The sequence below is a fragment of the Amycolatopsis sp. NPDC021455 genome, assembly GCF_040640995.1.
In the GTDB taxonomy this organism is placed as follows: domain Bacteria; phylum Actinomycetota; class Actinomycetes; order Mycobacteriales; family Pseudonocardiaceae; genus Amycolatopsis.
Genome location: NZ_JBFACT010000005.1, coordinates 91,275 through 116,800, shown reverse-complemented (window position 1 = coordinate 116,800; position 25,526 = coordinate 91,275). Strand labels below are relative to the sequence as shown.

The following is a 25,526-nucleotide window of genomic DNA, read 5'->3' as shown; positions in this document are numbered from 1 at the left end:
CATCGATCCCGGGGCGGGTCCGAGGGCCTACCCGGCGGCCAGGGCGAGGATGGTGCGGGCGGTGGCCGGGGCGGAGGCGCGGTCGAGGACGGAGAAGTGGTCGCCGTCCAGTGACAGCCGGCGGAACGCCGCCGAAGTGTGTTCCGCCCACCGGGCGTCGAAGTTCCGCGAGCGGGACGCCGTCAGCAGGTCGACCGGTGCGGTGGTGCGGCCCTCGGGCCGGTGCTTCCGGCCGGCCTGGAACACCGAGCGGAACCTGTTGACGTAGCAGACGAACTCCGTGTCGTTGAGGCCGGCGAGGTGGGGGATCACCCGGGCGAGGAGGGGGAACCGCCGGTGGAGCTCGGCCGCCAGGCGGTCCTTGGCGGGGGCGTCGAGGCCCGCGCGGACCGCACGCCAGATCTCCGCCACGGACGCGCCCGGCGGAGCGCCGTCCCAGGCGAAACCGGCGAGGAGGGCCCGCTCGTGTTCGGGGGTGAACAGCCCGGCGTCGTCCGGGCTCGGGAGGTCGAGCTCGTACGGTGAGTCGACGAGGACCAGGCGCTCGGCCGGGCGGCCGAGCTCGTCGAACAGCTTCGCCATCTCGAAGCCGATCAGGCCGCCGAGGCTCCAGCCCACGAGCACGAACCGGCGGCCGGCCCCGAGCTGCGACTCCAGGGTCGCCACGTACTCCTCGGCCAGGCCGGCGAGCGACAGCGTCCGGGGCACCTCGAAACCCTCGTGCGCCGCTTTGAGGCCGTAGAGGCCGGCCCGCCCGGAGAACTCCCCGGCCAGGCCGAGGTAGCCGTAGACGTCGCCGCCGACGTCGTGGATGGCCACGAAGGTGACGTCCGACCGGCCGGGATCCCTGGTCAGCGGCACGAGGACGGCGTGGCCGTCCCTGGTCACCGACGTCCCGCGGGTGAGCCGGTTCCAGACCGCGGTGACCTGCTGGTCGATGGTCCGGCAGTCGACCAGGTCGGCGATCTCGAACTCCGTCTCGAAGGCGTCGTTCAGCTCGGTCAGCATGACGAGTGACTTCAGCGAGCTGCCGCCCGCCGCGAAGAAGTCGGTGTCCCCCGTCAGCTGGTCGTTCTCCAGGACCTGTGACCAGAGTTCGCTGATCGTGGCCCGCACTTCGTCCTCGGTCTGCATTGTCTGCCCTTCGCGGTCGGACTCCGGGAGGCGGTCACAGGGGCGGGAGCTTCGACAGCGGCTCCGCCGGGTTCGCCACCAGGTCGAAGGCCGCGCGGACCACGTCCGCCATCGCCCCCGCCGTCTCCGGCCGGAACAGCGAGCGGTCGTAGTTGAGGCTCACGCGGAAGCCGTCCTCGGTCTCGTCGACCAGGAAGGTCAGCGGGAACTTGCTGATCCGGGGCCGGTCGACGTGGTACTGCTCGACCGCCAGGCCCTCGCCGCGGAACAGCTCCGCCACCGGCAGCCGCGGGTAGTAGGCGAACATGGCCTCGAACAGCGGCGGGTGGTCGCCGCCGGCCGGGATCCCGAGCTCGCGGGCCAGCGTCTCGAACGGGTACTCCTGGTGGTCCAGGGCCGCGAACAGCTCGGTGGCGTGGGCCTGGACCAGGTCACGCACCGGCCGCGTGCGATCCACGGGCACGCGGACGGCGAGGGTGTTCACGAACATGCCGATGGTGGCCCGGATCCGCGGATCGCGCCGGCACTCCACCGGGATGCCCACGGTGACGTCGTCCTGGCCGCCGAGGTGCGCCAGCACGCCGGCGAACAGCGAGAACAGCACCGAGAACACGGTCGTGCCCGCCGCCCGGGCCAGCGACTCCACCTGCTTGCGCCGCTCCGCGCCGATCCACACGTCCACGTAGTCGCCGCTGAACCGCTGGACCTTGCCCTTCGGGAAGTCGAACGGCAGGGCGAGCGGCGTTCGCTCGCCGCCGAGCTTCCCGTGCCAGTAGGCCCGTTGCCGGGCCCGCTCGTCCGCGGCCTCTTCCCCGGTGAGCAGCGCGTAGGCGGCGTAGCCCAGCCCCGGCTCGTCGACGGCGTCGCCGCGGTACAAGCGCATCAGCTCGGTGAACAGCAGCGCGACCGACGCACCGTCGAACACGATGTGGTGGACGTCGATGACGACGTAGTGCTCCACGTCCGATCGCTTCGCGAGCTTGATGCGCATCAGCGGCGCCTCCGCCAGGTCGAACGGCCGCACGAAGCCGTGCAGCACGGAGGTTTCCGCACCCGGGCGGAGCTCCTCGCGCTCGATCGGGACCTCGGCGGCGGGTTCGACCAGGCCGACGACCTTCCGGTCGCGGATGGCGAACCGCGTCCGGAAGGCGTCGTGCCGCCGGACCAGCTCGCGCACGGCCGCGCGGAAGCGGGTCTCGTCGAGCGGGCCGCGGACGGCGAACGACAGCGGGATGTTGTAGGCCGTGCTGCGCCGGTCGAGCCGCTGCAGGTAGTAGATGCCGGCCTGGGCCGTCGTGATCGGGTACTCGGTCGCCGGCGGCCGGTCGCCACCGGCCGCCGGGGACGGCACCCGTGGCGCGCGGTCGCCGGCACCGTTCCGGATCTTCACCGCCAGCGCGCGCACGGTCGGGTGGTGGTAGAGGTCGCTGATCCGCAGCCCGGCGTCCAGTTCCTCGTTGAGCCGGGCGATGATCGTCATGGCGCGGAGGCTGTCGCCGCCCAGGTCGAAGTACGAGTCGTCGATGCCGGCCGCGGGCGCGGCGACGACGGACTGCCAGACCTCCAGGACCCGGCGCTCGAGCTCGGTCTCCGGCGCCGTCGCGACCGCGGGTGGTCCCGTCCGCTCCGGGGCCTCGCGCGCGAGCAGCGCCCGCCGGTCCACCTTGCCGTTCGGCGTCAGCGGGAGCTCGCCGAGGCGGACGATCCAGGCGGGCACCAGGTAGCCCGGCACGGCGGCGGCGAGCGAGCGCCGGACGTCGTCCGGTTCGGCCCGCGGCCCGTCCGCGACGTAGTAGGCGGCCAGCTCCGCCGCGCTCCCCTCGCCCCTGGCCAGCACGGCCGCCTGCCGGACACCGGGCAGCCGCTGCAGCGCGACCTCGATCTCCCCCAGCTCGATGCGGCGACCGCGGATCTTCACCTGGGCGTCGCGGCGGCCCAGGAACACCAGGTTGCCGTCCGGCCGCCACCGGGCGTGGTCGCCGGTCCGGTACAGCCGTTCGCCGGGGAACTCCGGGTGCTCGGTGAACACCGCCGCGTCGAGGTCGGGGCGGTTGACGTAGCCGCGGCAGAGCCCCCGGCCGGCGAGGTGGATCTCCCCGGGCACGTCGATGCCGGCCGGGTGCCCGGCGGCGTCGAGGACGTAGACCCGGGTGTTGTCGACGGGCCGGCCGATCGGGATGGCCCCGGTGCCGCCGTCGAAGCGGTAGACCGTGCTGTAGGTCGTGTCCTCCGACGGGCCGTAGAGGTTCCTGACCTCGGTGCGGCCGACGTCCAGCACCTCGCGGAGCGCGGGCGGCGCGGGCTCGCCGGCCACGTTGACCGCCGTGACGCCCGACAGGTCGTGGCCGGCGCGGGCCAGCTCCAGGATCACCGAGGGCACGGTGTTGAGCAGGACGCGCCGGTGCGTCCCCAGCCACTCGCCGATGTGCGCCGGGGATTCGACGAGCCGCACGGCCTTGCCCGCGACCAGGGAGTAGAACAGCTCGAAGATCGACAGGTCGAAGCAGATGGAGGTGGCGGCGAAGACCACTTCGGCGTCGGTGCCGGCGAACTCGCGCAGGCACCACTGGAGGAACGCGGCGAGGTTGTCGTGGGTGATCTGCACGCCTTTCGGGTCCCCGGTGGACCCGGAGGTGTAGATGACGTAAGCGGTCGCCTCGGGTGACGGTGGCACGGCCGGGACGGCGGGCCACCGGCCGGGGGCCGCCCGGAACCGGCGCATGAGGGGGGCGTCCACGACGACGTCGCAGTGGCAGTCGCCGAGGATGAACTCGATCCGGCGGTCGGGGTAGGCCGGGTCGAGCGGGACGAAGGCGGCGCCGGCCTTGAGGACGCCGATCAGGCACACGACCAGCCAGTCGTCGCGGTCGAGGAGGATCGCGACGTGGTCCCCGGGGCGCACGCCCAGCTCCCCGGCGAGGAACCCGGCGAACTGGTCGGACCGGGCGTCCAGTTCCGCGTAGGTCACCACTTCGCCGTCGACGAGCAGCGCCGGGTCGCCCGCCGAGGCGGCGCACCGATCGGCGAACCGGGTCGCGAACGGCGGACCGCCGGGGTCGGCGCGGCCGCGGCCGAAGGCCAGCACGAGTTCCCGTTCGGCCGCCGGCACGCACCGCAGCCGCCCCAGCGGGCGGCCGGGGTCGTCGCACGCGTCGGCGAGCACCGTCTCGAACGCGCCGGCGAACCGGCGGACGGCGCCTTCGCCGTAGAGGTCGGTGTTGTACTCGACCTCCATGGCGAGCCCGGCGTCCGGGCCCCGCTCGACGAAGGTGAAGGTCGCGTCGAACTTGCTGAACCGCTGCGGGGCGGACCGGCGCCGGAGCCGGAAGCCGGGGCCCTCGATGTGGTCGAGCGCGTGGTTGTCGGTCGCGTTCTGGAGGACGACCAGCAGGTCGAACACCGGGCTGCGGCCGGGATCGCGCCGCAGCGCGAGGTCGTCGACGATGGCGTCGAACGGGTGGGCCCGGTGCTCCAGCGCCGCGGTGGTGCCCGCCTTGACCTTGGCCAGCAGCTCGGCGAACGTGTCGCCGGTGTCCACTGTGGTCCGCAACGGGACCGTGTTGACGTAGAACCCGATCTGGTCTTCGAGGTCGACGTGGTCCCGCCCGGCGACCGGGGTGCCGAGCGTGATGTCCGGCTGGCCGCTCTGCCGGAACAGGGTCGCCTTGAGCGCCGCCACCAGCACCATGAACAGCGTGCACCCGTGCTCGGCGGCCAGCTGGTCGAGCCGGGCGGCGAAGGACGCGGTGAAGGTGTGCTCGACGACCGCGCCGGCGTGGGTCTTGACCACCGGACGGGGCTTGGCGCCCGGCAGGCCGGCCGGCGGGACGGCGTCGATCCCGGCCAGCGTGGCCCGCCAGAAGGCGCGGTGGTCGTCGTGGTGCGGGGACGCCAGGCGGTCCCGCTGCCAGGCGGTGTAGTCCTTGTACTGGATGTCCAGCCCGGCGACCGGCGGGCCCGCCGGCGCGGGATCGTAGAACTTCAGCAGGTCGCTCACGAACACCCCCAGCGACCAGGCGTCGCAGACGCTGTGGTGGACGGCGAAGGCGAAGACGTGGCCCCCGTCCGCGGTCTCGCCGAGGGCCGCGCGCAGCAGCGGTCCCCGGGCGAGGTCGAACGGCCGTCCCGCGAACTCCGCCACCGCCTCTTCACCGGTGGACGGGAGGTGCTCGAGGTGGAAGCCCGTCGCCGACGCCGGACGGATCACCTGCCGCACCTCGCCGCCCGGGCCCGCGCGGAACACCGTGCGCAGGCTCTCGTGCTTGCCGATGACGTCCAGCAGCGCGCGCTCCAGCCGCGCGGGCCCGACCTCGCCGCGGATTTCGTAGACCGAGCAGAGGTTGTAGGCCTGGGACGCGGACCCGAACTGCGAGGCGAACCAGAGCCGCCGCTGCGCGTTGGACAGCTCGTAGTCGTCGGCGGGCGGGAGCCGGGGGATGCCGGCGAACCGTCCCGGGGCGGCGGCGCTCACGACACCGGCCAGGTCGTCGAGGCGGGAGTGCTCGAACACGGTCCCGAGGCTCAGCTCGACGCCGAAGTCCTTCGAGATGTGGGAAACCAGGCGGATCGCGGTGAGGCTGTGCCCGCCGAGCGCGAAGAAGTCGTCGTGCCGGGCCACCCGCTCGCGGTCGAGCAGGCGCGCCCAGAGCCGGGCGAGCCGTTCTTCCGCCGGGGTGGCGGGCGGTTCGGACGCGGCCGCCGGGTCGTCGCCGCGGGGAGCGGGCAGCGCCCGCCGGTCGAGCTTGCCGCTCGGCGACCGCGGGAAGGACGTGCGCCGGACGAAGTGGGTCGGGATGGCGAAGGGCGGCAGGGTCCGTGCGGCCTGCTCCCGCAGGGCCCGCGGGTCCAGCGGCGCTTCGGCGAGGTAGTAGGCGACCAGCACGTGCTCGCCCCGGACCGGCTTGGCGCAGACGACCACGTCGTCCACGCCGTCCAGCGCGCGGACCGCCCGCTCGACCTCACCCGGCTCGATCCGGAAGCCGTTGATCTTCACCTGGTCGTCGGCGCGGCCCAGGAACTCCAGCCGGTGGCCCGCGTCGCAGCGGACGAGGTCCCCGGTCCGGTAGAGCACGCCGTCGAAGCCCGTCTCGGCCGGGTCGAGCCGGACGAACCGGCGCGCCTGCTGCTCGGGGTCGTTGAGGTAGCCCTTGGACAGGCCCGCGCCGCCGAGGTACAGCTCGCCGACCGTGTGCGGCGCGCACAACCGGCCGTGCGGGCTCAGGACGAACAGGCGGATGCCGTCGATCGGGCGGCCGATGGGGATCGGGCCGCCGTCCGGCCGCAGGTCCGTCGTGTCGAGCCGGTGGTAGCTGACGACGTCGGTGAACTCGGTGGGGCCGTAGGAGTTCATGATGCTCGCCCGGAAGTGGGGCGAGCCGGTCCACGCGGCGAGCTTCGCGGCGTCGATCGGTTCCCCGCCGAGCACGACGTGGCGCAGCGACCGCAACGCGTGGAATTCCCGGTCGCCGCCGAACTCCAGCAGCGGGTAGAAGGCGCTCGGCGCGCAGTTGACGACGTCGATGCCGTGCGCGTCGACGTACCGGACGATGGCGGAGTAGTCGTCCAGGGCCGTGCCCGGCAGGTGCAGCCGTCCCCCGCACAGCAGCGGCGCGAACAGGTTCTTCTGGGCCAGGTCGAAGCTGACCGGGGCGATGAGCAGGAAGTCCGGCCGCTCCCGGTCGCACACCTCCCGCAGGTACCAGGCCAGGAGGTTGCGGAAGGCCCCGTGCTCGACGGCGACCCCCTTCGGCGTGCCGGTCGACCCGGACGTGAAGATCACGTAGACGCTGTCGTCCGCCCGGACGACCGTCCCGGGATCGGTCCCCGGGTACTCGCCGATCCGGTCCGCGAGCCGGGTCAGCGCGATCACGTTCGCCACGGGTGCCGCGAGGTCGCCGGGCTCCCGCACCACCACCGCGGCCGCGCGGCTCTGCTCGATCAGCAGCGCTTGGCGGTCCGCCGGGTAGCGCAGGTCGATCGGCACGTAGGCCGCACCCGCCTTGAGCGTCGCGAAGATGGCCACGACCAGGTCGCGGCCGGCGGGCAGGGCGACCCCGACGAAGTCCCCGCGCCCGAGACCGTGCTCGTCCCGGAGGAAGCGGGCGAGCCGGTTGGCGGCTTCGTCGAGCTGCCGGTAGGTGAGGGTGCCGGTGGCGTCCACGACCGCCACGGCGTCCGGGGTGGCGGCGACCTGCTTCCGGAAGTCCACGAGCAGGCCGGCCGGCAGCTCCGGGTCCGGGGCCGGGCCGGTCAGCGCGCCGGCGAGCCGGCCGGCCTCGGCGGCGGTGAGGACGGCGATCCGCCGCAGCGGCCGGTCGAGGTTGTCCCGCAAGCCGCGCACGAGTCCGACGAAGTGGCGCAGGAACTGGGCCGCCGCCCGCCCGTCGCACCCGGGGCCGCAGGTCAGCGTGAACTCGTTGCCCTGCCCGGTGACCGGCACCTCGAGGCAGTAGGCCGCCCGGGCCGCCAGCCACGGGTTCACCGCCGGGGAGTCCCCGCCCACCAGCCCGAACCGGATGACGTCGAGCGCGTCCCCCTGGGCGTCGATCCAGTCGCGCAGGCGGTCCCACGGGTAGTCGCGGTACGGCGCGCACGCGAGCGTCTCGGCCCGGGTCGCGCCGATCGCGTCCCGGAGCGTCTCGTCCTCGTCGAACCGTCCGGTGTGGAACATGAGCGCCTCGGAGGCCGGTGCGAGACCGCCCACGGCGACCACGCCGGCGTCCGGTCCGAAGTAGAACGACAGCAGGAAGCGGTAGAGGGCGTTGTACAGCACCATCTCCGCCTGCGCGTCGCCGCGGCCGGCCTTCCGCAGGAAGGCCAGATCCGCGTCGGACGCGGTGACCGACCAGCGTCCCCGGCCGCCGGCGCGGCCCGTGGGGGTCAGCGCCACCGGCCGGTCCGACGGTTCGCAGCCGCCGAGTTTCCGCACCCAGAAGTCGAGGGCGATGCGCGGATCCAGGGTCTTCTCGGTCATCGTCTCGTCCTAGAAGTCGAAGTCGATCTCGTGGTGAGCGGCGGCGGCCAGCTCTTCTTCGACCTGCCCGCCGTACCCGGCGAGCGGCCGCTCCGGTGCGTCCACCGCCTCCGCGAGCAGCGCCGCGAACCGCCGCCAGAGCAGCGCGACCGACTCTTCGTCGTACAGGGCGGAATCGAACTCGACCATCGCCTCGATCCGTCCACCGCGGACGGTGAAGTTGAAGGTCAGGTCGAACTTGGCCACGCACTCGCGCCGGTCACGCAGCCTGATCTCCACGCCGGTCTCCCGGCGGACGCGGTCCTCGACACCGCCCAGGTCGTGCAGCACCAGCAGGACGTCGAACAGGAAGCCGCGGCCCGGCTCCGGGCGCGGGACCACGTCGGCCAGCTGCTCCAGCGGGTACAGCTGCCGGGCGTGGGACTCCAGGAACTCCGCCCTGGCCACGGCCAGCAGCTCGCGGAAGGTCGTGTCCGCCCGGAACGTCGTCCGGAGGGCCAGGGTGCCGGCGAGGAACCCGATCTGCCCCTGCAGATCGGGGGAGAACTCGCGGCCGGTCGACAGTGTCCCGAGGCAGATGTCGGTCTGACCGGTCCGGTGGTACAGGGTCGCCACCATGGCCGAGTGCAGCAGGGTGAACAGGGTGACGCCCTCGGTCCGGCAGAAGTCGTGGGCGCGGGCGGTCGTCGCCTCGTCGAGGGCGCCGTGGAAGACCGCTCCGGCGAACGACTTCACGGGCCCGCGCGGCCGGTCCGTCCGGAGCTTCAGCGCGGGGACACCATCCTTCAGCTTCTCTTCCCAGTAGGCCCGGCTCGGCTCCAGGAGCCCGCGTTCGCGCAGGTCGTGCAGCCACAAGGCGTAGTCGCCGTACTGGAGCGCGGGTTCCGGCGGCGAATCCCGCCGGGCGTACGCCTTCAGCACCTCCTCGGCGAAGAGGGCCACGGAGATCGCGTCGCACACGATGTGGTGCATGGACAGCATCAGCACGTCGCCGGGGTGCACGCCGGTCACGTACGTCACCCGGAACAGCGGACCGGTGGCCAGGTCGAACCGCCGGTGCAGCTCCCGCCGTTCGATCGCGGTCAGGGCCTGCTCCTGGTCGCCGTCCGGGGGCACGGCCTCGACCCGCACCCCGCCGGCCGGCGGCCGGTCGTCGACGCGCTGCACCACCTCGTCCTCACGCCGGGCGAAGCGGGTGCGCAGGATCTCGTAGCGGGCCACCACGGCGTCGACCGCGCGTTCCAGCCGGCGGGGCTCCAGCCCGCCGGCGACGTGGATCGACGCCAGCACGTTGTAGGACGTGCGCTGGTCCTGCACCCAGATCCGCGTCTGGCTGGACGTCGCGGGGTACTCGGCGCGCGACGGCCGCCGAGTGAGCACCGGCCACGGCGAATCGGTGACCGGCACCAGCCGCGCGGCCATGGCGGCCACCGTCGGTGCCTCGAAGACGTCCTTGAAGGAGAGCGTGAGCCCGGTCGTCTTCTCCAGCCGGTGCAGCAGCTCGACGACACCGAGCGAGCTCCCGCCCAGCTCGAAGAACGACGCTCCGGGGCCGGCGGGCGCGACGCCCAGGACCTCCGCCATGCACCCGGCGACGGCACGCTCCCGCTCGGTCATCGGCCGCACGGGGCGCTCGTCCGGGACGGGCTCCCCCGGCGCGGGCAGCTTCGCCGTGTCGAGCTTGTTGTTGGGCGTGAGCGGGAAGGCGCCGAGCACCCGGACGGTGGCCGGGACGACGGCGGCGGGCACCGTCCGGGCCAGCAGGGCACGCAGCTCGGCGGGGTCCAGGGCGGTGCGCTGCCGCTCGTCGGGCACCTCGGCGTACGCCGCCAGGGCCTCGCCGCCGTCGGCTGCCCGGTACTTGACGACGCGCGCCCGGCTGACGGCGGGGTGTTCGGCCAGCACCGTCTCGAGCTCGGCCGGCTCCACGCGGTGGCCGTTCACCTTCAGCTGCCGGTCCGCCCGGCCGACCAGCTCGATCTCCCCGTCCGGCCGGAGCCGGCCGAGGTCGCCGGTGCGGTACTCCGCCTCCCGGAACTTCTCCGCGCTCAGTTCCGGCCGGCCGAGGTAGCCCTTCGCGACGTGCGGCGACCCGACGACGATCTCGCCGACCTCGTACACCTCCGGACGGCCGCCGTGCCCGGCGCGCACCGCCAACGTGGTCCCCTCGCAGGGGACGCCCAGGGTGACGGTCCGCGACGGGTGCCCGGGGTCGAAGCGCCGCAAGGAGTTGAAGGTGCTTTCCGCCTGGCCGTAGAGGCCGTAGAGGGCCACGCCGGGGAACAGCTCGAAGTGCCGCATCACATCGGCCGGCAGCACGGGCTCGCCGCCCAGGACGACGGCACGCAGCTCACCGGCGCCCGGCACGGCGCGCCCGGCCATGATCTTCCGGTACAGCGAGGGGGTGGCGTGCAGGACCGTGATCGACTGGCCGGCCACCCACTGCCGGAGGTCGTGGTGCCCGGCGTTGTCGTGGAGGGCCAGGACCCGCAGCTGGGCGCCGGTGACCAGGGCCGTGTAGACGTCCAGCACCGCGGCGTCGAAGCCGAGGGAGGACACGAGGCTGAGCCGGTCGTGCTCGGTGATCGACAGCTGCCGCCGGTACTGCTCGACGAAGTACCGGACGTTGCCCGCCTCCTGGATCACGCCCTTCGGCGTCCCCGAAGTGCCGGAGGTGTAGAGCAGGTATCCGGGTGGCGAGCCGGCCAGGGCGCCGTCGCCGGGCCCGGCCGCGCCGATCTCGCCGACGCGCACGACCCGCGGTCCCGCGCCGGCCGGCCACGGGGGCTCCTCGCCCGCCAGCACCAGGCGGACGCCCGCGTCCGCGACGATCCGCCGGAGCCTCGTCACGGGATCCCGCGGCTCGAGGAACACGTACCGGCGCCCGCTCTCCAGCACGCCGGCCATCGCCGCGATCGCGGCCGCGGTGTCACCGGCGCGGAAGTACAGGCCGATCGGGCCGGCCACGGCCTCCTGCCGCAGCCAGGCGCCCACCCGGCCGGCGAGTTCGCGCTGTTCCCCGTACGTCGTCTCGCCCCTCGGGGTCACCACCGCCACCCGCCCTGCGTTCCGGGCCATCGTGTCCCGGATCGCGTCGGTCAGCGGCCGCGCGGCCCCGGTGTGTCCGTCCACACGCGACTGTTCGCGCCGGGGCGGCACGAGCAGCGGTTCGGCGTCCAGCCGCTCGTCCGGCTGCCCGAGCAGCCGGCTCAGGCAGGTTTCGAACCCGGCCGCCCACAGGCGCACCGTGTCCGGCTCGAACAGCGCCGAGTCGTAGTCCCACCGCAGCGATCCGGGCCCGTCCTCGTCCAGGATCGCGTAGACGTCGAGGTCGAGGCGGGCGGTGAGCCCCTGGTCTCCCAGGAAGCCCGCGGCGATCCGGTCGCCCGCGGCGAAGGTGAGGCCGTTGAAGGCCACGGAGGTGAGCGGAAGCCGCCCGCCGGCTTCCCCGGCCACCTCCCGCACCGGCACTGCCCGGCGGGCGAGCGCCTCCGCCAGCACGCCGCCGACCGCCGCCACCCGGTCGGTGCCGGAATCGCCGTCCGAGAGCCGGCACCGCAGCGTGACCGGGTTGACGCAGGGCCCGAAGGTGCCCGCCATGGCGGGCAGGTCGCGGTCGAGCAGGGGGACGCCGAGGACGACGTCCGAGCGTCGCGTGATCCGGCCGACGACGGTCGCGAACGCGGTCAGGGCCACCGCGAACGGCGTGGTGCCCCACCGGCGGGCCAGCCGGGCGAGCAACCGGGACCGCTCCTCACCCAGGTGCAGCCAGTGGGTGGCCACCGGTCCGCGAGCACCGCCGCCGGGCGAGCGGTCCGGGGGCAGCCGCAGCGGGACGACGTCCGTCAGCTGCCGTCGCCAGTACTCCCCGGCCTCCCGGCCTTCCCGCTCCAGCAGGTCACGCTGCCGCCGCACGTAGGCCCGGTAGGAGGTGTCCGGCCGCGACGGCGAAGGCGCGGTCCCCTGGACCGCGGCGAGCAGCCGCCCGGCGAAGGCGTTCAGCGAGAACCCGTCGCAGATCACGTGGTGGGCGACGAAGACCAGCGTGTGGCCGCCGTCGGGCAGCCGCGCCAGCAGGGCGCGGAACAGCGGGTGTTCGCCGAGGTCGAACGGGTTCCGGACGAGGGCTTTCGCGGCGGCGTCCAGTTTCGCGGCCGCTTGCCGCGCGTCCGTTCCCGACAGGTCGACGAGGTCGAGGCGGTACTTCTCTTCGTCCGCGGGCAGCAGGCCCGGACGTCCGTCCCGCCGGACGACCCGGCAGCGCGGCAGCTCCGCGGCGCGGAGTTCGGCGGCGACCGCCGTTTCGATGCGGTCACGCGGGATCCCGGGCGGGAAGCCGACGCGGATCGGGATGTTGTAGCGGCTGTCCGGCGTCCGCGACTGGTGGTCGACCCAGATCGCCTCCTGGATCGAGCTGAGCGGCAGCAGGCCGCCGGCGGGCGGCGGCCCGGTCCGGTCCGGCGGCGGGACCGCCGGCGGGAGACCGGCCAGCCGCGCGGCGAGTCCGGGGATCGTCGGGTGCTCGAACACCAGCGCCGGGTCGACCGCCCGGCCCGACTCCGCCGACACCGCGGCCGCGAGCTCGGCCACGCCGAGGGAGTCGAAGCCCATGCCGAAGAACGTGTCGTCGCGCGCGATCGGGATCTCGCCCCGGAGGCGTTCGACCGCCCGCACGACCAGCCGTTCGGCGTCCGAGGCCGCCGGGAACGGGGTCCGGTCCACGCTCGCGGGCTCGCCGTCCGCCGCGGCCCAGTGCGCGATCCCGGTGGCCTGCCCGGCGAGGAAGACCGACCTGCACAGCACCCGCTGGAGCTTCCCGCTGCTGGTGCGCGGCAGCCGGCGGGGCCCGACGAGGAAGACCTCCGTCGGCGCGATCCCGAACTCCTCCAGCAGCACGGCCCGCACCGACCGGATGACCTCGGCGTGGGGCAGGCCGCACGAGCGGTCGTACTCGCACTGCACGACCAGGTGCTCGCCGTCCTCGCGATCCGCCGAGAACACCACGCAGCCGTCGCGGGCCACGCCCGGCGCGCCCTCGGCGATCGCCCGCTCGAGGTCGTACGGGTGGTGGTTGCGACCCCGGATGATCACCAGTTCCTTGATCCGGCCGGTGACGTGCAGCTCGCCGGCCCGCAGGAACCCCAGGTCCCCCGTGCGGTAGAACGGGCCCCGGCCGTCGCGGGTGACGGCACCGAAGACCGCGGACGCTTCGGGGTTGTGCCAGTAGCCGCCGGCGATGCTTTCCCCGCGCAGCCACACCTCCCCCACCTCGCCCTCGGGGCACTCGGTGCCGTCCCCGGCCACGACGACGCACTCGAAGCCGCGGGGGACGCCGCACGACACCGTCGGCTGGCCGGAGCCGACGGCCGCTCGCGTGCCGGACCCGGCCGCGGCCGAGACGAGCAGCGTGGCCTCCGCCGCGCCGTAGCAGGGCCGGAACGCCTCGGCCCGGAACCCGGCCGCCGCGAACCGGTCGGCGAAGGACCGCAGCGTGGCCGCGCGGACGGGCTCGGCCCCGCAGTAGGCCACCCGCCAGTGGCTCAGGTCGAGCCCGGCGAGCTGCTCGTCGCCGATCCGGTCGACGCAGTGCTGGAAGGCGAAGTTGGGACCGCCGCTGCCCGTCGCGCGATAGCGGCTGATCGCCTCCAGCCAGGACAGGGGCCGGCGGAGGAGCTCGGCCGGCGGCAGGAACACCGCGTGCGCACCGACGTGGACCGCGTGCAGGACGTTCCCGATGAGCCCCATGTCGTGGTAGAAGGGCAGCCAGGACACGATCGTCGAGTCGCCGTCCTGGCCGAACGCCGCCCGGATCAGCTCCTGGTTGTGGTGCAGGTTCCCGTGCGAGACGACGACGCCCTTGGGCGCCCCGGTGGAGCCGGACGTGTACTGCAGGAACGCGGTGGCGGACGGCGACACGACGGCGGGGGCGAAGGGGCCGTCGCCGGTGACGTCCTCGGTGACCAGGCAGCGCACGACCGGGGCGAGCCGGTCGCCGACGCGGTCCAGCACCGCCCGGCTGGTCAGGACGAGGGCGGCGTGGGAGTCCGCGGCGATGGCGAGGACGCGGCCGGCCGAGCGGGCGTCCCGCGGCGGGTAGCACGGCACGGGCACGACGCCGGCGAGCAGGCAGGCCCAGAACGCGCGGACGAACTCCGGCCCGTGGGGGTAGAGCAGCAGGGCCCGCGCCGGCCGGGCGGGCCCGGCCAGGCGGGCCGCCAGGGCGCACACGGAGTCGTGCAGTTCCCGGTAGGTGAGGGTGTGCGCGTCGGCCACGCCGTCGCGCAGGAACGTGTACGCCGGTTTGCCCGGTGACTCGGCCGCACGCCGCCCCAGGACCGAGCCGAAGTTGTGGGCGGCGACCGCCGGGCCCGTGCCCTCAGGCATCGACCCGCTCCAGCTCCGCCGCGCCGAACACCGTCCGGATCCGGCGGCGCCGGAGCTTCCTCGTGCCGGTCAGCAGGCCGTTCTCCTCCGTGAACGGCTCCTCGGCGTACGCGAACAGCGTCACCTTCTCGTGCTCGGGCAGCTTCGGGTTGCCCTCGGCGAGGTAGCGGCGCAGAGCCTCCCGGCCGCCGCGCTCGGCCGGCCAGTGCGCGACGGCGGCGACCCGCTTGCCGTCGAACGAGGTGACGCAGATCGAGGCCTCGGCCTTCAGCTCGCGGAACACGGTCTCCACGGCCGCGGGGAAGACTTTCTTGCCGTTGTCGAGGACGATGACGTCGTCCTTGCGGCCGTCGATGAACAGGAAGCCGTCGCGGTCCAGGTGGCCGAGGTCGCCGGTGTGGATGTACCCGTCCCGGTCGAAGGTGACGGCGGACGGGGTGGCCAGCTCGGCGCGGTCGATCTTGACCAGGATTTCGCCGTCCTCGCCGATCTTCACCGGCACCCGCGGCTTGCCGACGCTGCCGATGCGGAAGTCCTTTTCGGAGCTCATGGAGATGATGCGCGGCAGCTCGCTCTGCCCGTAGCCTTCGTAGATCTTCACGCCCACGCGGTAGAAGGTCCTCAGGGTCCGCCGGTCGATCGGGGCGCTGCCGGTGACGAAGTAGTCCGCCCGGCCGCCGTAGACCTTGCGCACCTTGGCGAACAGGTAACGGCCGAACAGGCGCTTGACCGGGTTCCCGTTGCCCAGCCGGTTGATCCCCAGACGCAGGTAGAGCCGGAAGACGGCCTGCCGGCGAGCGTCGAGCTGCGTGAGCTTCTGCTCGATCCGCGTCGCCAGCGCCTCGTAGATCATGGGGACGCTCACCATGATGTTGGGCTTCTCCACGACCAGGTCCTGGACGCAGCGCCCGGGATCGGAGAGCACGATGCTGATCTTCCGCATCAGCGCCAGCCGTACGAAGGCCCGCTGCTGCAGGTGCGAGAAAGGCATGAAGATGAACAGCTTGTTGTCCTTGCGGCTCCAGAAGCTCGTCCGGTAGCGGTAGTACTGGACGGCCATCCCGAGGACGTGCCGGAGGTTCGCCGACGGCTGCTCGGGCGGGAACGTGAGGTCGATCCGCTTGACCGTGCCGGAGGTTCCCGACGAGTAGCCGATCGAGTAGTGGTCGAGCACCTTCTCGGCGGTGCACGTCCACGGCACGCCGTCGATGCCGTCGAAGTCGTCCGCCGCCGGCGCGCTCCCGCCGGACCGGAAGTACCACACCGGGCGGCCGGCCTCGGCGAGCCGGCCGGCCAGCGCGCGGTCGGCCAGCACGACGTCGGCGCCGGCTTCCCGCAGCAGGCCGGCGATCTCGCGGCCGGTCAGGAACTCGGGCACCGCCACCGACCGGAAGCCCGCCTTGACGCAGGCGAGGTCGAGCACCATCCACTCGTACGACGTCGGCCCGATCAGCCCCACGGTGAACACGCGGCCCTCCGGCCGCAGCGCGGCCAGCCGGCCGACGGCCCGGTCGATGTCGCGAGCCAGCTCGGCCCAGCTCTTGCGGACCCGGCCGCCGTCGCGGTAGACGACGTCGTTGCGGTCGTTGCCCGCCAGCCGCTCCAGCGCCGCGAAGAACTGCCGTTTCATGCCAGGTTCCCGCGGATGATCGCCACGACCTGGTCGAAGCGGCTGCCCGCGAACAGCTGGTCCGGCGGCAGCACGTTCTCGCCGAAGGCCTCGTCCACCTCCAGCACCATCCGCACCGACTTCAGCGAAGTGCCGCCCAGGTCGAAGAAGTCGTCGGAGGGGGCGAAGTCCGTCACCTTCAGCACCCGGCGCCAGATGGCGGCGAGCTTCCGCTCGATCTCGGCCGCCGGCGCCGCCTCGGCGTCCGCTCCGGCCGGGACCGCGGCGAGCACGGCGCCGGCGTCGATCCCGCCGCGCTCGTCCCGCGGCAGCGCCGCGACGAACCGGAACCGCTCCACCGGCAGGGCGGCCACCTCGCCCCCGAGCTCCGCGCGCAGCGCCGCGGCGAGCGCCCGGCGACTCGACAGCGGCTTGCGCCAGGCCGGGGCGGCGACGTCCGGCGTGACCGGCCCCCGGCGGGCGTAGACGCCGTACATGTCGGTGTCGAGCAGGTCCTGGTTGCGGTCGACCAGGACGGTGAAGCCCCGGGCCTCCAGCAGGGCCACGACGGCGGCGACCCGGCCGTCGATGTCGTGCACCTCCATGACCACCTGGTCGATGCGCGGCCACAGGGCGTCGTCGATCCCGCGCAGGACCTGCCATTCGGCCTTCTCGACGTCGATCTTGAGCAGGTCGATGCGGTCGACGGCGTGCCCGGCCAGCGCCTGGCCCAGCGTCCGCACTTCGCACTCGACGGACTCGCCGGCCAGGAGCTCGGCGACCACGGTGTCGAGCCCGGCGTCGGCGGCGGCCCCCTCCTGCCCGGCGAGGTAGATCTTGAGCACCTCCCGGTCGGCCTGATCGGCCAGGAGGCCCGACATCGCGGTGTTGTTCGGGTAGAAGGTGACCTGTGTCCGCTGCGGCGTGTCGCCCACCGCGGCCGGGATGACCACCACGTCGAGGTCGTGCAGCCGGGCGTTCAGCTCGATGGCCCGGCACAGCTGCGGAACGGGTTCCAAGGCGAAGACGCGGGCGTCCGGGCGGACCAATCCGAACAGCACGGACGCCCCGCCGATGTTCGCGCCCACGTCGACCACGGTCGGGCGCTCGGGCAGGGTCACCCCGTGGCGCAGGTACTCGTTGTCCCGGAACACCTCGCGGAAGATGAAGTCGGCCTCCCGCCGGTTGCGGTGGAAGAGCATCAGGTCGTCGTCCGGCTCGAACAGCGCAAGCTCGCCGCCGGCCTCCGCGCCGAGAACGGCCGCTCGCCGGACGGCGGGGGCGGCCGGGCCGGGCACGGCGAGCACCGCCTCGACCCGCCGGTCGCCGGCCGCGTCCCGCACGAGGACGCATTCCTCGGCGAGTTCGCCGATCCGGTGGTCGAGGTGCTGGACTGCGAAGGCAGCTGTGTCGGTCATCGGTGTCCCGGGGTGGTCGAGTGCTGCGCCGTCACGAAGCCGGCGGCCAGCTGGGTCAGTCGGGGCGAGGTGTCGAAGACGGACAGGTGGTCGCCGGTGGGCTCCTCGACCAGCTCGGCCCGGGCCAGCTCGCGGGCCACGCGGTGGGAGCCGGCCGGGTGCGCGGTGGTGTCGGTCCGGCTGGTCACCACCAGCGCCGGGTGCCCGATGTCCCCGAGCAGCTCCGTGACGTCGTAGGACATGATCGCGGAGTTGAGCCGGCAGTAGTGGTGGAACAGCACCGGGGTCGCGTACGGGTACAGCACCAGCGGCGCGACCCGCTCGGGGATCTTCGCCAGGGCGGCGGGGCGGTGCATGAGCTTCTGGTAGCCGGTGGCCTTTTCGAGGCTGCCGGCCCCCAGCTCCATCAGGGCCTGGACGTCGCGCTGGTGATCGGTTTTGGCCGAGCCGGGGCCGAAGTCGTAGTCCCCGTGCCACAGGCTGACCGAGCGGAACCGCTCCGGGTACCGGTGGACCGCGTCGAGCGCGATCACCGCCCCGCCGCACAGGCCCATCACGTGGCTCACCGGCAGGTCGAGCGCGTCCATGACGGCCAGCAGGTCGCCGGCCTGCTCGGCCACGCCGGCCGCCATGCCGCCGCGGGGACCGTCCGCGGCGAACAGGCCCCGGGACTGCCACGTCACCACGAAGCAGTCTTCGCCGAGCGCCCGCAACCACCGGTGGGACAGCTCGACGGGCATGCCGCACGGGGGCACCAGCACCACCGCGGGACGCCGCCGGTCGCCCGCGGTGAACGCCTCCAGCACCAGCCCGCTCGGGGTGCCGACCCGCACGGCCCGGGGAGCGAGGGCACGCGCGCGGGCCGCGGCGTGCCCGATCGGGGCGTCCCCCTCGGCCCGCACCCAGTCCTCGAGCGGCCCGGCCTGCCGCAGCAGGCCGCGGAGCCGGCGCTCCACCGCCAGCGCGAACGAGCTGGCGGCCCGTTCCCGGCCGTGGCGGACGTCGACCGCCTGCCGCAGGCCGACCTCCCGGGCCACACTGCCGAGCAGCCGCCGGGCGGCGTCCCCGTGGGGCTCGTCGTCGGCCACGACCACCTCGAAGCGGTCCTGTGGCAACCGGCCGGCCAGCGGCTTGATCTCGCCGAACACCTCGACGGCCGTCGCCGCCCACGCCCCGAACCCGGTCACGGTCAGTTCTTGGCGAACGGGACGCCGGTCGTCGTGCTCGTCAGCAGCCGGTTGCGGCCGAACCTGTCCTCCCCCGACACCAGCACGCACCCGAAGTTCTCCAGCGAGATGCGGCCGCCGTACTCGTGGATCTCCGACAGCCCCGGGTAGACGTGCACCGACGCGGGGACGTAACGGCCGGCGAAGCCCAGGCGCATCTCCTGCGTCTTGCCCGCGTGGCTGTGCGAGGCGTGCATCAGGGTCGACCAGAAGACGATGAACTGCCCCGCCCGCATCTCCATCGACACGGCCTGGCTTTCGTCCGGCGACCAGTCCGGGTCGATCTGCAGCTGGCGGTAGTCGTAGCCGAAGAAGCCGCGCCGCACGCCGTTCTTGGTCTTGTCGCGGTTCGCCTCCGGGTCGTAGTGCATGCCCAGGGTCTCGTCGTAGAACATCTGCCGGTGCGTGCCCGGGATGAACTGCAGGCAGGCGGTCTCGGTGGTGGCCTCGGTGAAGGCGGTCCACACCGTGATCGTGCCGCCGTACTCGCGGTCCTCCTCCCAGACGATCTGCGGCTCGCCGCCGGCGTTGGCGAAGGTGTCCGCCTGGTGCCAGTCGGTGCCCTCGTCCCCGGGGTACTTCGGGAAGAACTCCGACCGCCAGCAGATGACGTCGTTGCCGAGGATGCTCGCCACCCGGTGCACGATCTCCGGCCGCGCGATGTGCTCGGCCAGGAAGGCGTTGTCGAGGTGGCGGTCGTAGTTGGAGATGTTGGTGCCCTGCGAGATCGCCTCGGCGTCCGGGTAGACGGCGTGGCTGCGGTCGAGCAGCTTCAGCCGCTCGCGGCGCCAGAGCTCGGCCATCTCCTCCGGCTCGTACAGCGTGAAGGGGCCGGCGTAGCCGTTCTTCCGGAAGTCGGCGAGCTCGTCGGGCGTGAGGCTGAACTTGTTCATGACATCAACTCCGGTTCCTGGCCGCGCACTGCGCGCCGACGTGGTCGACGTAGACGTCGAGCGTCAGACCGTCGGCGAAGGCGCCCAGGTCGACCTCGACTGAGAGCTGCTTCTGGGTCTCCTGCATGATCCGGATCAGGTCCAGCGACGTGCCGCCGCCTTCGAAGAAGTCGGTGCGCGACGAGGTGACCGGGCGCCCGAGAACCTGCTCCCAGATGGCCCGCACCGTCTCGGCGTGGCCGTCGGCCGGCTCCGGCCGCGGCGATCGCTGCTGCGCCAGGTAGATCTCCCGCAGCGCGTCGTGGTCGACCTTGCCGTGGTGGTTCCTCGGGTGCTCGGCGAGCAGGACGCACTGCGCCGGGCAGGCGTAGGCGGGCAGGAACTCGCGGATCCGGGCCAGCACGGCCAGCCGCCGCTCGGGCGTGGACCCGTTGCGGCACAACGAGAACAGCACGAGGTGGGGCTCGCCGCCGGGCGGGGACACCTTCAGCACGACGGAGCCGGACAGGTCCGGTTCCGCGTCCGCGATCGCCTCGGCCTCCCGCGGGTCGATCCGGTAGCCGTGCAGCTTGATCTGGGTGTCGGCGCGCCCGACGTAGAAGTACTCGATCCCGTCACTCGTGACGCCGAGGTCGCCGGTGCGGTAGGTCACCTCGCCCGAGTCCGAGCGCGTGAACCGGGCCGCCGTGAGCTCCGGGTCGTGCAGGTAGCCCGCCGCGACTCCCGGTCCGCCGACGTGGATCTCCCCGACCTCGCCGTGCGGAACCGGCCGCCCGCCCTCGTCGAGCAGGCGCAGCGTCAGGTCGGGGATCGGCACGCCGATCGGCGAGTGCTCCGACGCCGCGAGGAGGTCCGCGGTCAGCGGCCGGTAGGTCACGTGCACGGTCGTCTCGGTGATCCCGTACATGTTCACCAGGCGCGGGCGGGTGTCCCCGCGGCGCGCCAGCCAGGCCGCGGCGGCGTCGGCGTCCAGCGCCTCGCCGCCCAGGACGACGTGCCGGAGCGCCAGGTCCGCCCCGCGGCGGGCGTCCACCGCGTCGAAGGCCCGGAACGCGGTCGGCGTCTGGCTCAGCACCGTGACGCCCTTGTCCGCGACGAGGTCGTAGAAGCGCTCGGGCGTGCGGGTGGTCGCGGCGGGCACCACGACGACCTTGCCGCCGTAGCGCAGGGCACCCCAGAGCTCCCACACGGAGAAGTCGAAGGCGATCGAGTGGAACAGGGTCCACACGTCGTCGGGGGAAAAGCCGAACCAGCCTTCGGTTTCCCGGAACAGCCGGTCCACGTTCCCGTGCGTGACCACGACGCCGTGCGGCGTGCCGGTCGTGCCGGAGGTGTAGATGACGTACGCGGGCGATCCGGGCGGCACCGGGACCCGGCCGGGCTCGCCGTCGAAAGCGTCGCGCGTGTAGGCCGTGACCGTCAGACCCGGCCGGTCGAACGCGCCGGCCAGGCCGGGATCCGCCACGACGCGCCGCACCCGGCTGTGCTCGACGATGTGGGCGGTGCGAGGCGCCGGGTGATCCGCGTCGATCGGGAGGTAGGCCGCCCCCGCCTTCAGGATGCCGAGCACGGCGACGACCATGTCGATCCCCCGCGGGAACGCCAGGCCGATCACTTCGCCGGGCCGGGCGCCGTCGTCGGCCAGGTGGCTCGCGAGCCGGTCGGACAGGTGGTCGAGCTCCTGGTAGGTCAGGCTTTCGCCGCCGCACTCGACGGCGGTTCGCGAGGGCGTCTCCGCCGCCTGACGGCGGAAGACCTCGTGCAGCCCACCCCCGGCTCCGGGGGTGGCGTTCGCGCTGGTTGCCATCTGTTCCTCTTCACCGCCGGGAATCACTGGTCACTCGGCATCCGTCGTTCGCGTGTGGAGCCGTCCGTCGCTCCAGATGTGGTTCACGTGGCCCCATTCCGCGACACTGCGCACGTCGGGGAAGAAGCCGGAGCCGAGGTCGTTCGCGCTGGTGTTGCACAGCACCGGCACCCCGCTGAGCCGCTCGTAGTGCCGCAGCAGCTCGTGGATCCGGGGGTTTTCGCGCTCGCCGACCGTCTGCAGGCGCGCGGTGCCGTCGAGGTGGCACACCGCGGGCAGCCGGCCGGCCGCGTCCGGCCGGACCCGGTGGTCGTAGAGCATGTACGGATCCGGGGTGCCCGGGTCGAAGAACCGCGGCGCGTCCTCCTCGGTGCAGATCGGCGCGACCGGCCGGTACGACTCCCGCCGTTTGATCCGGTTGAGCAGGGTCTTCATCTCCGGCGACGTCGGCGCGGCCATGATGCTGCGGTTGCCCAGCGCGCGCGGGCCCAGCTCGGCCCGGCCGTTGAGCACGATCACCGGCTGCTGCGACTCGTGGATGAGCCGCGCGAGCTCGGCCAGCGTGCAGTCGCGCGCGGACCAGTCCGGCGAGTCCCACGCGGTGTCCCGGATGGACGGTCCACTGTAGACGTCCCAGGTGATCGACTCGTACCCGTGCTTGGCGACCAGCTCGGTGCACACCGTGCCGATGGCACTGCCGGCGTCGTTGGGGAACGGCGGGATCCACAGCTCCGCCAGGCCGCAGGAGCGCCGGATGGCGCTGTTCCACTTGATGTTCAGCGCACAACCGCCCGCATAGCACAGGTTCCTCGGGCCCTTGTCCAGCTCGTCGAGCCGGGCGGACAGCGTCCGGACCAGGACCTCCTCGAGGAAACAGTGGAAGGTCGTCAGGATGTCGGAGTCCGCCGAGCCGCTCGCCTTGGCGCGGAAGACCAGCTTGAGCAGCAGCGCGCGTTCGAACTCCAGCATCTGCTCGTGGGTGGTGACCGGGCCGTTCCCGGCGACCAGCCGGTCGAAGATCGCGTGGAAGCCGGCCAGCAGCGACGGCTGTTTGCGCCCCTTCGCGATGTAGGCCATGTACTTCCCGGCGAGCGAGAGGTCGTTCGGGCGGTAGTCCCGGTACGGCTCGAAATTGACGGCGAAGTAGGTGTAGATGAACCCGCTCATGGGGAACAGGTAGCCCAGGCACTCGAGCCTGCCGTCCCGGTCGTAATGGAAGAGCTGCGGGAAGGACATGCCGTCCCAGGAGAGCACGTACGACGGCTCGCCCCGCCGGGCCATCGGACTACTGCAGTAGGACGAGAAGATGTGCCCGGCGATGTGGTGGTAGCTCGTGTACTCCCGCCCGAAGTACGAGCTGAACGCCGCTTTGCCCGCCAGTGGATTCGCGCGGACGTCGTAGAGGTGGCCGTACTCGGCGACCTCGAAGGGCACCACTTCCCCGCCCAGCGTCACCGGAAACGGCGTGGTGTGCCAGCCGTCGATGACGAGCGAGTCCACTTCGCCCCACTCGCAGCCGACGCCGGCGAGCAGGCCGGACAGCTCGTCCCGGGTCAGCCGGAACTCGGAGTAACGGGGGTTGTTGTCGAGCTTTTCCATTTCATGACAACGAACGAGCCGATTGTCCTCGAAGAGCGAGACGCCGCCGTCATGACTGAGCTTGATACCGACTGAAATCATTCTTTGATTACGCATGGCCCCAATTTTCATCGCCCCATGCTGCGGTCGGGAACCGATGCTACCGGCGACACCGCATCGACTCAAGGGTGTGCATGTTCTTGAATTACACTGTCTCGTCATGGTGAAAACACGGCTCGACCTAGCCCGGGTACAGGCGGCTCGTCAAGCGATCGACCCGATTTTCCTCGACTCCCCGCTCTACCCGTGCGCCGGATTGGCGGACGGACTCGGGTGCACCGTGAGCCTCAAGCTCGAAACCGTGAATCCGGTGCGCAGCTTCAAAGCGCGCGGCACCGAGATCATCGCGAGCCGGCTCGCGGCGGCGGGCCGGCGGGCCGTGGTGTGCGCCAGCGCGGGAAACCTCGGCCAGGCCCTCGCCTGGTCCGGGCGCGGCCGCGGGCTCGACGTCACCGTGGTGGCGTCCCGCCTCGCCCCCGCCGTCAAGCTCGACCGCATCCGCGCGCTCGGCGCCGAACTCGTGCTGGTCGACGGCGACTACGACGTCGCCTGCGAACAGGCGGCGGTCATCTCGCGAGAGCGCGGCATCCGGCGGATCGAGGACAGCGTCGACATCGAAACCTGCGAAGGCGCGGCGACGATCGGCCTCGAACTCGTCTCCGGCTCCGCCCGGTTCGACGCGGTCCTGGTCGCGCTCGGCACCGGCGCGCTCGCCGGCGGCGTCGGGTACGCGGTCAAGGAACTGGCCCCCGAGGTCGAGGTGATCTGCGTGCAGCCGCAGGGCGCGCCGGCGATGACCCTGTCCTGGCACGAAAAGCGCGTCATCACCACGGATTCGACGGACACGATCGCCGACGGGGTCGCGGGCCGGGTCCCGAACCCCGATGCCCTCGCGGACATCCTCGTCGTGGCCGACGACGCCGTCCTGGTCTCAGAACGATCGATCACCGAAGCCATGCGGATCCTGCTCGACCACGCCGGCCTGGTGGTCGAACCGTCGGCGGCGCTGGGGATCGCGGCCATCCTCGAGGACCGCGACCGCTTCGCCGGCAAGCACGTGGCGACCATTCTCTGTGGCAGCAACGTCGACATGGACGCCTACCACCGCTGGGTCGGCACGGTCCCCGCCGCCGGCGCACTCGTCGACGGCTGAGGACGGCCGCCCGGTCATCCCCGCGTGCCGGTGCGGCTGACGGGATCCTCGTCGGCCGCGCCGGAGCCGGCGGACGGCTCGGCGGGCCGTGATTTCCGCCTGCTCCGCGTCACCACCGCCGTGAGGACACCGGCGAGCAGGCCCCAGAAAGCCGAGCCGATCCCCAGCAGCGTCACCCCGGACGCGGTCGCCAGGAACGTGACCACCGCCGACTCGCGCCACCGCTCGTCCGCCAGCGCCGAGGACAGCGAGCTGATGATGGTGTTGAGGAGCCCCAGGCCGCCGATCCCCGCGATCAGGGGCATCGGCAGGGCGGTCAGCAGGGAGCCGACGGTGCCGCCGAGCACCCCCAGGCACAGGAAGAACACCCCGGCCCACACCCCGGCCAGGAAGCGCCGGCCGGGATCCTCGTGCGCCTGGCGGCCGGTGCAGATCGCCGCGGTGATGGCCGCCAGGTTGAGCCCGAAACACCCGAAGGGCGCGAGCACCAGGTTCACCGCACCGGTCCAGCCGATCAGCGGGGACACGGGGACCTGGTACCCGTCGTTGCGCAGCACCGCGACGCCGGCGAGGTTCTGCGACGCCATCGTCACCACGAACAGCGGCAGGCCGGCGCCGATGATGACCGGCCACGAGAAGTGCGGCACGGTGAAAACCGGGGTGGCGACGGCCAGGTCGACGTGGTCCAGCCGGATCGAACCGGACACCGACGCCGCGACGACGCCCGTGACCAGAGCGGCGAGCACCGCGTACCGCGCCCACCACCGGCGGCACACCAGGTACACCACGAACATCGGGAAAACCACGCCGAAACTGGAGTGCATGGCGGTGAACAGGCCGGTGCCGAACTCGGCGAGCACCCCGGCGAGCAGCGCCGCCGCGATGGCCACCGGAATGCGGTCCATCACGCGCCCGAACCAGCCGGTGAGGCCGCTGATCGTGATCAGCGCCGCGGACACCACGAACGCGCCGATCGCCTGCGCCATGGTGGCGCCGAGCAGGCTGGTGGCCAGGACCGCGGCGCCCGGCGTGGACCACGCCGTGACCACCGGGGTGCGATATCGTAGGGACAGCCCGATGCACGTCGCGCCCATGCCGATGCCCAGCGCGAGCATCCACGAGGCCAGCTCACCGGAAGACGCACCGGCGGCCTTCGCGGCGGAGAAGACGATCGCCGCGGAACTGGTGGTGCCGACCAGCACCGAAATCAGGCCGGCCACGACGGCCGAGGGGGGCGCCACCTGCCGGATCACGGAAAACAGCGACTTCATAATCCGTGCACTGTACCGAA

Annotated in this window: 11 protein-coding genes; 1 reads left to right on the top strand and 10 read right to left on the bottom strand. The window is 72.8% G+C overall.

What is annotated here, in order from left to right:
• Window positions 1-27: 27 nt before the first annotated feature.
• Genes AB0G28_RS09945 through AB0G28_RS09905 form a run of 9 tightly spaced genes read right to left on the bottom strand, consistent with a single transcriptional unit; the run spans window position 28 to window position 23,124 of the window.
• A complete protein-coding gene (locus AB0G28_RS09945; RefSeq protein ID WP_361085595.1) occupies window positions 28-1,134 on the bottom strand; it encodes a thioesterase domain-containing protein in 1,107 nt (368 codons plus the stop codon).
• Between the two features lie 34 nt (window positions 1,135-1,168).
• Window positions 1,169-8,107, bottom strand: coding sequence for an amino acid adenylation domain-containing protein (locus AB0G28_RS09940; protein ID WP_361085592.1), 6,939 nt, complete (start codon window positions 8,105-8,107; stop codon window positions 1,169-1,171).
• A 9-nt stretch (window positions 8,108-8,116) separates the two neighbouring features.
• The gene (locus AB0G28_RS09935) at window positions 8,117-14,491 is read right to left on the bottom strand and encodes a condensation domain-containing protein (RefSeq protein WP_361085589.1); all 6,375 of its coding nucleotides are present in this window, start codon (window positions 14,489-14,491) and stop codon (window positions 8,117-8,119) included.
• Window positions 14,484-16,121, bottom strand: coding sequence for an AMP-binding protein (locus AB0G28_RS09930; protein ID WP_361085586.1), 1,638 nt, complete (start codon window positions 16,119-16,121; stop codon window positions 14,484-14,486). Before AB0G28_RS09930 ends, AB0G28_RS09935 begins: the two co-directional genes overlap by 8 nt.
• Entirely contained in the window at window positions 16,118-17,518 is a 1,401-nt protein-coding gene (locus AB0G28_RS09925; protein ID WP_361085583.1) for an FkbM family methyltransferase, read from the bottom strand. Before AB0G28_RS09925 ends, AB0G28_RS09930 begins: the two co-directional genes overlap by 4 nt.
• Entirely contained in the window at window positions 17,515-18,705 is a 1,191-nt protein-coding gene (locus AB0G28_RS09920) for an alpha/beta hydrolase (protein WP_361085580.1), read from the bottom strand. The genes AB0G28_RS09925 and AB0G28_RS09920 overlap by 4 nt, the downstream gene beginning before the upstream one ends.
• A gap of 2 nt (window positions 18,706-18,707) precedes the next feature.
• Window positions 18,708-19,637, bottom strand: a complete 930-nt coding sequence (locus tag AB0G28_RS09915) for a chlorinating enzyme (protein WP_361085577.1) — start codon at window positions 19,635-19,637, stop codon at window positions 18,708-18,710.
• Between the two features lie 4 nt (window positions 19,638-19,641).
• A complete protein-coding gene (locus AB0G28_RS09910; protein ID WP_361085574.1) occupies window positions 19,642-21,444 on the bottom strand; it encodes a non-ribosomal peptide synthetase in 1,803 nt (600 codons plus the stop codon).
• Between the two features lie 30 nt (window positions 21,445-21,474).
• Window positions 21,475-23,124 carry a carbamoyltransferase N-terminal domain-containing protein gene (locus AB0G28_RS09905; RefSeq protein WP_361085571.1) on the bottom strand — a complete coding sequence of 550 codons (1,650 nt, stop codon included), beginning with the start codon at window positions 23,122-23,124 and terminating at the stop codon, window positions 21,475-21,477.
• Between the two features lie 118 nt (window positions 23,125-23,242).
• Here AB0G28_RS09905 and AB0G28_RS09900 point away from each other — a divergent pair, with 118 nt between their 5' ends.
• On the top strand, window positions 23,243-24,235 hold the full coding sequence (locus AB0G28_RS09900) for a pyridoxal-phosphate dependent enzyme (protein WP_361085568.1): 993 nt from the start codon (window positions 23,243-23,245) through the stop codon (window positions 24,233-24,235).
• Window positions 24,236-24,249: 14 nt separating this feature from the next.
• Here the strand turns inward: AB0G28_RS09900 and AB0G28_RS09895 are convergent, their stop codons facing one another.
• Window positions 24,250-25,506, bottom strand: a complete 1,257-nt coding sequence (locus AB0G28_RS09895) for a benzoate/H(+) symporter BenE family transporter (protein ID WP_361085565.1) — start codon at window positions 25,504-25,506, stop codon at window positions 24,250-24,252.
• Window positions 25,507-25,526 lie beyond the last annotated feature (20 nt).

Excerpts from the sequence above, each read along its gene's own strand:
- AB0G28_RS09915 (WP_361085577.1), bottom strand. The coding sequence starts at position 19,637 with ATGAACAAGTTCAGCCTCACGCCCGACGAGCTCGCCGACTTCCGGAAG.
- AB0G28_RS09945 (WP_361085595.1), bottom strand. The coding sequence starts at position 1,134 with ATGCAGACCGAGGACGAAGTGCGGGCCACGATCAGCGAACTCTGGTCA.
- AB0G28_RS09905 (WP_361085571.1), bottom strand. The coding sequence starts at position 23,124 with ATGATTTCAGTCGGTATCAAGCTCAGTCATGACGGCGGCGTCTCGCTC.
- AB0G28_RS09895 (WP_361085565.1), bottom strand. The coding sequence starts at position 25,506 with ATGAAGTCGCTGTTTTCCGTGATCCGGCAGGTGGCGCCCCCCTCGGCC.
- AB0G28_RS09935 (WP_361085589.1), bottom strand. The coding sequence starts at position 14,491 with ATGCCTGAGGGCACGGGCCCGGCGGTCGCCGCCCACAACTTCGGCTCG.
- AB0G28_RS09910 (WP_361085574.1), bottom strand. The coding sequence starts at position 21,444 with ATGGCAACCAGCGCGAACGCCACCCCCGGAGCCGGGGGTGGGCTGCAC.
- AB0G28_RS09930 (WP_361085586.1), bottom strand. The coding sequence starts at position 16,121 with ATGAAACGGCAGTTCTTCGCGGCGCTGGAGCGGCTGGCGGGCAACGAC.
- AB0G28_RS09900 (WP_361085568.1), top strand. The coding sequence starts at position 23,243 with ATGGTGAAAACACGGCTCGACCTAGCCCGGGTACAGGCGGCTCGTCAA.
- AB0G28_RS09940 (WP_361085592.1), bottom strand. The coding sequence starts at position 8,107 with ATGACCGAGAAGACCCTGGATCCGCGCATCGCCCTCGACTTCTGGGTG.
- AB0G28_RS09925 (WP_361085583.1), bottom strand. The coding sequence starts at position 17,518 with ATGACCGACACAGCTGCCTTCGCAGTCCAGCACCTCGACCACCGGATC.